The following is an 8070-nucleotide window of genomic DNA, read 5'->3' as shown; positions in this document are numbered from 1 at the left end:
TGGAAGGCTGCCTGCAAGTAGGTTGAGGATGACGGGCCAATGTGCCGCGACTTCTGTTGCCGGAACCGTGCCGGCCCGAAAGGGAAGAGCGGATGCAACCACCACGAGGCTCATTGCCTTGTTGAGGATGACCGCTTCGAGCGCGCCAAATCGAAATGCGCCAATAAGCAAGGGAAGGCGAAACTCGGCACCGCCGAGTCCGATCAGCCCGCCTAGCGTTCCGATGAAAGCGCCGCCGGCGAATGCTCCGGCACGCGAGCGCCGCGTTGTCGCCGCTACGGATGCGTCGGTCATGGGGGCCTGTCAGAATCGCTATAGTGCAATGAATATAGCGCTGGGACGCGCGGCGCCAAGGCTTCGATTTGCATGACCCAGCAGGCCCTGCTCGCCTGACCGCTCACCGCCCGATTCCGGACACTGCACTCGACGCGCACCGAGACGGCTCTGGGTCGAACTCCCCCGGTGGCCACTTTCCGGAGAGTGGACGTTCCGTGCGGACCGCCGCACTGCCATGGCCAAAGGTTAGCGGAGGGGCTCCAGCACCCTAGTGCCCGGCCGGATCCGTTCGACCGAGCTTGGGCCTTGAGCAGATCGATCTGGTATGTCCGCTGCCCGGCGATGGGCTAGAATCCGCTCCCGAACCCTTAGCCGACTTTGCCGGTGCAATTTGGCGAGTCGGGAAATTGAGTTCATAGCCGGCTCTGGCAACGACCGGTTCGGGCAAAGGAGCAGATCCGAGCCGTTGGACCTGCAACGCCCCCGGAACGGCGGGCGACCGCCGTGCTGGTTCCACCATTCGGCCACGGCAAGATTGGGTCGAGAGTTGCCGCCGCTTGCCGGACCGAATGGACGAGGCTGATGCCTTCTACGATGCAAGGCTGCTACGATGCAGGCTGCGCCTCCGGCATCTTCCACTGGCCGTTCAGGAACACGGCTCGAGGACGGTAGAGCCGAAATGTGTAATTCCACCCCTGCGTAATCGGCAGGCAATTCGCGATCTTGCCGTCGCAGCCGCCGAACTGGATGTCGATCGCGCCATCGGCGCTCTTCGTGCCGGTGATGCTGTTGACCGAATAGGCGTCGTAATCGTTCTTCTGGAAGAAGCCCTTGTCGTTATAGACGCTGATCGACCAGAACGCGTCGACCGGGACATCCTTGACCCTGAGCTTGTAGACCGTCTTGCCGTCGTTCCTGGTCGGGGTCACGGAGGGGTAGGATGCGTCCTTGTCGGGATTACCGCCCCAGCCGGCTGCCGTGCCGATCAGGTGCTTGACCGGATCGACCGTCCCCTTCGGGCCGAAAGCGTTGGTGAAGCTGCCCGATGCGGCGGACAGCGCTTCGAGCGCGTCACGGATCTTCTTCTGTTGAGCCAAGTCCCAATTCGGGGCCTCGAACCTGCCGACCGACTTCTGCTCCACCTTCAGCGCATCTTGCAGGGCGTGAACCTGCGCGAGGTCCTTGGTGTCGTTGGGATCGACAAGGATACGGACCGCTGCGAACGCGTAGCGGGTGCCGACCTTGTCCCTGGTGAGCGTCGTGCGGCCCGGCTTGTAGACCACCATCGGGGTGTAATGGTCTTCGCTGATGATCTGCATCGAGACGAAGCGCTTGCCGGCATCGGGAAGGGTTATGGTCACCGGGCCGGCGTCGAGGTCGAAGATCGCCTGGGAATAGAGCGTATCCCGGTTCATCCGGACCACGGGCTGCTGGTCGATCGGTGTCGGTGTCCTGGTATGGACGAACCTGCCGAGGCCGCCGGCGTCGACCGTTTTTCTCATATAGAAATCGGTCTCGGCTCGCTTGAAGTTGTCGACAGTGACCGGAAGCGGCTGTGCGGACGCCGCACATGGCGCGAGAACCAGGAAACTCAGGCTGTAGACCGACGTCATTCGCATTGAACGGTACCTCATTGGCGTTTTGATTAATGTGCTCGTCGGGGCAAGACCGAACGGGTCCGCGCCCGTGCTTCGGCTGATCGCCGTGCGTCCATTCGGACCAGGATGGGCGATCTATCTCTTTGTTCGAGCATCGGATTATTCCGAAAACCGGATTCCACTTTTCGGTCCGATGCTCGAGGGGGCAGGGGATGCCCGTGATCCGCTCAGCCCAGGGCTGTCCGGTTTCGGGCGGCGAGCCAACGTTCTGTGGCGCAGCAGCGCCCCCGGCCCGGTCACCGCGCGGACAGGGCTGCAGCCTCCGCGGCACATGCGGAGATCAAGGGCACCTGCTTCGTCTTCGCCGCCTTCACCTCCGCTTTCGCGGCCTCGAGATCGGCGAGGAAGGTCGGGTCGGTCTGCAGCCGCGCGACCGTCGCCGCGCCCATGATCCGCCCCGCATCGACATCGCTCTGCCAATGCGCGTCGCAGATCACGCGGCTCTGCCCGAATTCGATGCCGCGCTTCAGCAGCGCATCCGCGCGCTCGGGATTGATCTGCGCGAAGACGAGGGCCCAGCCCCAGCCGGCCGCCGTGTGGCCGGACGGGTAGGAGCCGTCGCTCCGCAGAATGGCCTCCTGATCGGCCCGGCAGGTCGCTTCATTGTGCACCACGAAGGGGCGGACCCGGTTGTACTTGTTCTTCACGCCATAGGTGGAGAGGCCGAGATCCGACAGCATCTTCTGCATCATCGCATAGAGGCGCGGGGTCTGCTGGCTGTCGATCCTCACCCCCATCGCGCAGGAGAAGGTGTCGGCCGCCTGCGGAAAGGCGAGGTCGGCATCGGTCCGGGCGAGCGTCCAGCGCTCGGTGCTTCGCAAGGGAAACGTCGCCTTGCGCGCTTCCTCGTCGCGGGCGAGCGCAGCCGAGTCCGCCTCGGGCGGCGGGCCGAGCAGGGCCAGGCTGTTCGGCAGCTCGGACCGCTCGAGATAGCCCGGTGCGATCTTGAAATGCGGGTCGGTGACCTTGGGCTGCGCTTGCCCCGCCTGCGCCAGGGCCTGCCCGCAGAGTGTGAGCAGCGCAAGCACGGAAACATGCGCGGCTCGAACCGCATTCCCAGTCATCGGCATGTCCTGTTCCTTCGACATTGCTGTCGTTGCGAGCATGTCGTGCATGGGTCGCCTGCTCGTCTTGCCTTTTCGCGACAATCGCCTCCGGGTACGGTTCCCATGGGTCACAAGCGCCTGGATTCGATCCCTTGGGAGGCGCTGACCGGATGATCGCGGCGAGGTGCAATGGCTGATATCCCCTTGACGCGCGGTCAGTTCCTGCTGCCCTTCGTCAGCATCCTCGACGATATCGGTGCTCCGACGGAGACGCTCCTGGAGCGGTCCCGGCTGCCATCGTCTCTGGCCGAGAAGAGCGATCTCTACCTGCCTCTCCTGCCGGCGCTGCGTTTCGTCGACAACGCTCGGAGAAGCCAAGGCATCGAGGATTTCGGCTTCCTCGCCGCCCAGCGCCTGCATTTCTCGCACTTGCGGGAGAAGACACGCGCCTTGATCGCGCATTCCCCGACGCTGCTCGTCGCGCTCCGGCACGCCTGCCATTGGGCATCGCGGGAAGACACGATTCTGAGCATGTGGATCGAGCATGATGCGGATCATGTGCGGGTTTGCAGCAGGCTCGCCGGCACAAGGGGGCAACTGCATCTCAGATATGCGCAATGGATCCAGAACATTTTCTCGATCTACATCGTCCGCCAGTTCGCCGGGCCCGACTGGATGCCCACCGCGATCGCCTTCGAATCGTCCTATGCGCCGAGCCCGGCGACGCGATCTTCATGGCCGAACGTGCAGTTTCTGTCGGAGCAAAATGCCGCCTGGATCAGTGTGCCGATCACGCTCCTCGGCCTGCCCAACCGATCGATCGCTTCGGTTCTTCCGCCTCAGGATCACGATGGCAACGCTTCTGCCTACGACATCATCGGACTGCTCAAGCTGATGTTGCCGGCCTATCTGGAGCAGGGAACAACCGCTCTTGCCGATGTCGCCGAGATCGCGGGCGTCACCACGCGGACGCTTCAACGCAGGCTCGCCCGTGCGGGCCTGACCTACTCGGACGTGCTCGACACGGTCAGGTACGAGCATGCGAGCAGGCTTCTGCGGGACAGCGATTGCAAGATCATCGATGTCGCCTTTTCCTCGGGCTACACCGACCCGGCGCATTTCAGCCGCGCCTTCCGCCGGATGACGGGCGTCACGCCGCGTCAGTTTCGCGAGCAATCACGCCTTGGCTGAGCGTGTTTCGCCTCGCGCGACCAACCGCCCAACCAACTGCTTGAGCCAAGATGAGCGGCGCGGTCGCAACCTTCTGCTCGAACACAACCTTGCCGGCCTCGTCGACGACGCACACCGCCGTCTCCTGCACCGACACGTCCAGACCTACGAAATGCGCCATCGCCGTCGCTCGTTCGCTCGCTGCCGAGGTCAGGTCCGACCTCTCCGGCACCGTATGTGAAGGGCCGCGCTCCCGCTTCCAGATCGCGCGCAGCCACCGCGATACGTCATCTCTTGGGCAATGCGCCAACTTCCGTTTGTGTGCAGGCTTCCAGACGCAGGCCCAGGCAGCCTCGTCACGCCCGCCGCGCGCAGGGGCCCGCATCTGAAACCCTTCACATTCTCAGATCATGGCGAGGTCCGCTTTGCGGCAAGCTTGCCAATGTCAGCTTTCTGGCGAACACCTGATCACTGGTCTCGACCCAAGTACGACTCTCAGCACCCCTGCGGATGAGGTCGGCCGTTGGGCCCTTCCGGACTCTCACGATGTCCGGTTTCGGGCAGTTCAGTTTGGCAGGATGGTGCACAGCCGTCTCATTCGGCCCTTCGCCAGATCCCGAACCGCTTCAGCAGTTGCCGGGCGGGTCACCTGCCTTTTTCAGTGTTCAGACGGCGGTGCGATGAACTGAGGACAGACCGAATTGGCCGGAGTATGCTTTACGTCGAAGCGCAACTTCAGCAATTCGGCAGATCATGCCGCGGGACAACACCTCGGATCCGAGCGGCACTAAGAGCCGCTCCCGCGATATGCGAGCGGCCATCCTCGATGCAGCATTGGATCTTGCCGAGGAGAAGGGCCAGTGGACGGCTGTCCGCTTGCACGACGTCGCTGACCGGCTTCGAATCCCACCGGCCCAGGTGCTCGACTACTACCGCGACCTCGACAGCGTTGCGGACGCGTGGTTCCTGCGCGGGTTGAAGGCCATGGTAGCACCCAAGTCTGCCGATTTCGTCCGGCATCCCGCCTGGCGGCGCATCGAGATCTGCCTGCTGGCGTGGTTCGATGCGCTGGCTCCCCATCAGGAGGTGACGGCCCAAATGCTGCGAGGCAAGCTGCACCTGTCGCATCCCCATCATTGGGGGCCGATGATCTTCAACTTGTCACGGGTCATCCATTGGTTGCGCGAGGCAGCACAGTTGCCGGCTCCCTACGGCACCCGGCGTGCGAGCATGGAAGAGATCACCCTGACGGCGGTGTTTCTTGCGACGCTGCTGATCTGGACGCGCGACGACAGCATCGGGCAGGAGTGCACACGGACATTTCTGCGGCGCCAGCTACGGTAGCTGATTTGACATGATCCAGTTCTTGCCGCGATGGGGCCGTAAGTGGTTGGCGATTGGAGGATCATCGCGTTTTCGGTCGAGCTGGCGCAGCGGGCTGACGGTGACGGGATCGGTCATCAGAACCTCCGGGGATCAGAGGAAACCCCGAAATCCTCGGATGCAGCGCCTCACACGCGAAATCTCAGTGATGAACGCGCTGCAGCGCCCTGCCGCGAGAGCGGCTTAGTCCGACCACCCATCTTGGACATGTCGCTCCCACTGAGTGATCAGATCAACGCGCCCCAGATCACGCTGCGTTTGGACGAAATCGTCCAAACGCAGAAAACGTGATCGACTCTCATCGTTTAGAGCATGCTCTATGCGAAAAACCGATGCCACTTTTTCGCAGCATGCTCTTAGGGAGCAGGCTCATCCAGCGCCACAAGACCGACACTCGGGGGATTTCCGAGCGGTAGGGATGCGACCGGGATGGATAATCGCCGAGCGCGATTGTCGCGAAATGGCAAGACAGGCGGTCGCCTAAGCTGGGAAGGGGGCAGGTCCAATGCCAGATGGGGCTGTCGAGACGATCGTTTTGTCTGGGACGGCAATGTGCGATCCCTCCTGTGACGGGGGCTAAACGTTCGCCGGATTCACCAACCGTTTGGCGCGGACAGACCAATGTCGTCGACTTCCTCACGAGACTGAGACCATGGCTGCCGATTTACGGACCGACGAGCTCGAGGCTGCAACCGCGATGCTCCATCGTTTCTCCATGCTGATTGAGAACGGTCTGGCAGCGAGGTTCTCGGGATGGCTCTCTTCCGGTGGGGCATGGCAGGATTTCATCCAAGGACTCAAAACCGCTGGTTATAGTCCCGCGTTACTCGCTCTCTGCGTTTTAGCGGTTTGCCTGGTTGTCATCGCTGCAACGGCAGCGGGCGGCAGTTCCATCACCAGCCGATTCAAGGCTCGGCCGCTTCTGTCCGCGGCGGCCTGGTTCGCGGCTGCCTTGCTCGTGGTGCTGGCGTCCTGGGTCCTGCTGCTAAGTCTCATCTCCGATCCAGTGCTCCGCCGCGCCTTGCTGAACTGCGTCGTGATCTCGGCCGTGGCAACGATGATCTGTTTCCCGTTGGCCACAGGTCGCCGGTCGATCTTCTCGCGCTGGCGACGCGATCTCGCGGTCGCGATCGGAATCGCGTCCGGCGGCCTGGTGGTCCTTGCCTGTCTGCGCGTCTGGAATGCGGCTGATCCGCTTCGCGATCTCTTCGCAACATTCGCGGTGTCCTTGCCGTTCACCGTTCTGGTCGCAGCGGCGTATCTTCGTCATCGCGGGCTGGTCACGAGGGCTCTGTCCTTCGGTGGCAAGACAGGATCGCTGCGCCGGAAGCTCGCCGCAATTTGGCCCTGGCTCGTGGTCGCGCTTGTCATACTCGCCTTTGTCTTCCTCCAGCTGGATTTGACGATCGGAAGGCCGACGCAGGGCGGATTGTTGCTGATTTCGCTTCTTCTCGTTCTCGCCGGGCCTCATCTCGACGTCGCCATCGAAAGGCGCGGCTGGCAGGCGGCTCGAGCGCAAGGAGGCGAACTGACCGGCGCGCTGTGGCGGACGTTCCGCATCGTGGTCGCCGCATCGATTCTCGCGGTATTGGCGACCCTCTGGCTCCTGCCCATTCTGGACGTCGTCGGCATCTCGCGGAGCACTGTCCTGCTGAAAGCCGCCGAGATCCTAATGCTCGTGCTGGTCATTGCCTTCTGCTGGAACTGGGTGGCGATCATGGCCGCGCGCATCAGACCTCATGGCCCGGGCGATCCGCAGGTCACCACCGCCGTGATCGGCACGCGGCTGACCACCGTCGGCCCACTGCTCCTGGGCCTCACCAAGGCCGCGCTCCTGACGCTGGGGGCTCTGACCGTCCTGGTCATGCTGGGCATCAATGTCTGGCCGCTGATGACGGGGCTCTCGATCTTCGGCCTGGCGATTGGCCTCGGCTCCCAGACCCTGGTCAAGGATGTGGTGGCCGGTCTGTTCTTCCTCGTCGATGATGCCTTCCGCCACGGCGAGTACATCGAGACCTCGGGGGCAAAGGGCACCGTCGAGAGAATCTCGTTGCGCTCGGTCTCCTTGAGGCATCCGCGCGGCCCGGTTGCGACAATCCCTTTCGGGCAGATCGGGAAGATTCAGAATTTCAGCCGCGAATGGGTCATCGAGAAGATGATGTTCCGGGTGGCTTTGGACACCGATGTCGAAGCCGTACGCAAACTGTTCAAGAAGGTCGGGCAGGAGATCGAAGCGGATCCGGACCTGAACGCCGATCTCCTTGAGCCGTTCAAGAGCCAGGGCATTGCCGCCCTCGAGGAAGGCACTCTGGTGATCCGCGCCAAATACAAGGCCCGGGCCGGACGGCAGTTCCAGATCCGCAAGGCGATCCTTTCCAAGGTGCGGATCACGCTGGCCGAGAACAATATCAAACTGGTCCCCAAGCCGCTTCACGTGCCGCAGATGGGTGGCTGATTCAGCTGTCTCAAAGCGTGGAGCAGGCGGCAGATGTCCGCAAACCGACCCGTTCCGGACCTAACGCCGCGCCATCGGTCTG

General features: G+C 62.9%; 6 protein-coding genes and 2 pseudogenes. 3 read left to right on the top strand and 5 right to left on the bottom strand.

Annotation, left to right across the window (positions count from 1 at the left end):
• The 3 genes and pseudogenes from FG93_RS33395 to FG93_RS05790 form a co-directional block, all read right to left on the bottom strand.
• Positions 1 to 294, bottom strand: a pseudogene (locus FG93_RS33395) (sulfite exporter TauE/SafE family protein); the annotation flags it as partial.
• Positions 295 to 881: 587 nt separating this feature from the next.
• Complete coding sequence (locus FG93_RS05795) at positions 882 to 1895, bottom strand: DUF1254 domain-containing protein (RefSeq protein ID WP_200878079.1); 1014 nt, start codon at positions 1893 to 1895, stop codon at positions 882 to 884.
• A gap of 275 nt (positions 1896 to 2170) precedes the next feature.
• Positions 2171 to 3004 (bottom strand): phosphatase PAP2 family protein, encoded by an 834-nt coding sequence (locus FG93_RS05790; protein WP_244448505.1) that lies wholly within the window; start codon positions 3002 to 3004, stop codon positions 2171 to 2173.
• 165 nt (positions 3005 to 3169) lie between these two features.
• Between FG93_RS05790 and FG93_RS05785 the strand changes: the two genes are divergently transcribed.
• On the top strand, positions 3170 to 4171 hold the full coding sequence (locus tag FG93_RS05785; protein ID WP_081881330.1) for an AraC family transcriptional regulator: 1002 nt from the start codon (positions 3170 to 3172) through the stop codon (positions 4169 to 4171).
• A gap of 55 nt (positions 4172 to 4226) precedes the next feature.
• Here FG93_RS05785 and FG93_RS33505 read toward each other — a convergent pair.
• A pseudogene (locus tag FG93_RS33505) lies at positions 4227 to 4331 on the bottom strand (IS110 family transposase); the annotation flags it as partial.
• 572 nt (positions 4332 to 4903) lie between these two features.
• On the opposite strand from FG93_RS33505, the gene FG93_RS05775 reads away from it, so the two are divergent.
• Entirely contained in the window at positions 4904 to 5494 is a 591-nt protein-coding gene (locus tag FG93_RS05775; RefSeq protein ID WP_152579334.1) for a TetR/AcrR family transcriptional regulator, read from the top strand.
• Here FG93_RS05775 and FG93_RS33810 read toward each other — a convergent pair.
• Positions 5486 to 5611 (bottom strand): hypothetical protein, encoded by a 126-nt coding sequence (locus tag FG93_RS33810; RefSeq protein WP_280114125.1) that lies wholly within the window; start codon positions 5609 to 5611, stop codon positions 5486 to 5488. The two genes, FG93_RS05775 and FG93_RS33810, sit on opposite strands and share 9 nt — an antisense overlap.
• Positions 5612 to 6491: 880 nt before the next feature.
• On the opposite strand from FG93_RS33810, the gene FG93_RS05765 reads away from it, so the two are divergent.
• Positions 6492 to 7988 (top strand): mechanosensitive ion channel family protein, encoded by a 1497-nt coding sequence (locus tag FG93_RS05765; protein WP_244448506.1) that lies wholly within the window; start codon positions 6492 to 6494, stop codon positions 7986 to 7988.
• Positions 7989 to 8070 lie beyond the last annotated feature (82 nt).

The sequence above is a fragment of the Allobosea sp. LC85 genome, from assembly GCF_000735605.1.
GTDB lineage: Bacteria > Pseudomonadota > Alphaproteobacteria > Rhizobiales > Beijerinckiaceae > Allobosea.
This window is presented reverse-complemented; position numbering and strand designations above follow the sequence as displayed.

What these genes read in the sequence shown, in the direction of transcription:
- FG93_RS05795 (WP_200878079.1), bottom strand. Translation starts at nt 1,895, where the DNA reads ATGCGAATGACGTCGGTCTACAGCCTGAGTTTCCTGGTTCTCGCGCCA.
- FG93_RS05790 (WP_244448505.1), bottom strand. Translation starts at nt 3,004, where the DNA reads ATGCCGATGACTGGGAATGCGGTTCGAGCCGCGCATGTTTCCGTGCTT.
- FG93_RS05785 (WP_081881330.1), top strand. Translation starts at nt 3,170, where the DNA reads ATGGCTGATATCCCCTTGACGCGCGGTCAGTTCCTGCTGCCCTTCGTC.
- FG93_RS05775 (WP_152579334.1), top strand. Translation starts at nt 4,904, where the DNA reads ATGCCGCGGGACAACACCTCGGATCCGAGCGGCACTAAGAGCCGCTCC.
- FG93_RS33810 (WP_280114125.1), bottom strand. Translation starts at nt 5,611, where the DNA reads ATGACCGATCCCGTCACCGTCAGCCCGCTGCGCCAGCTCGACCGAAAA.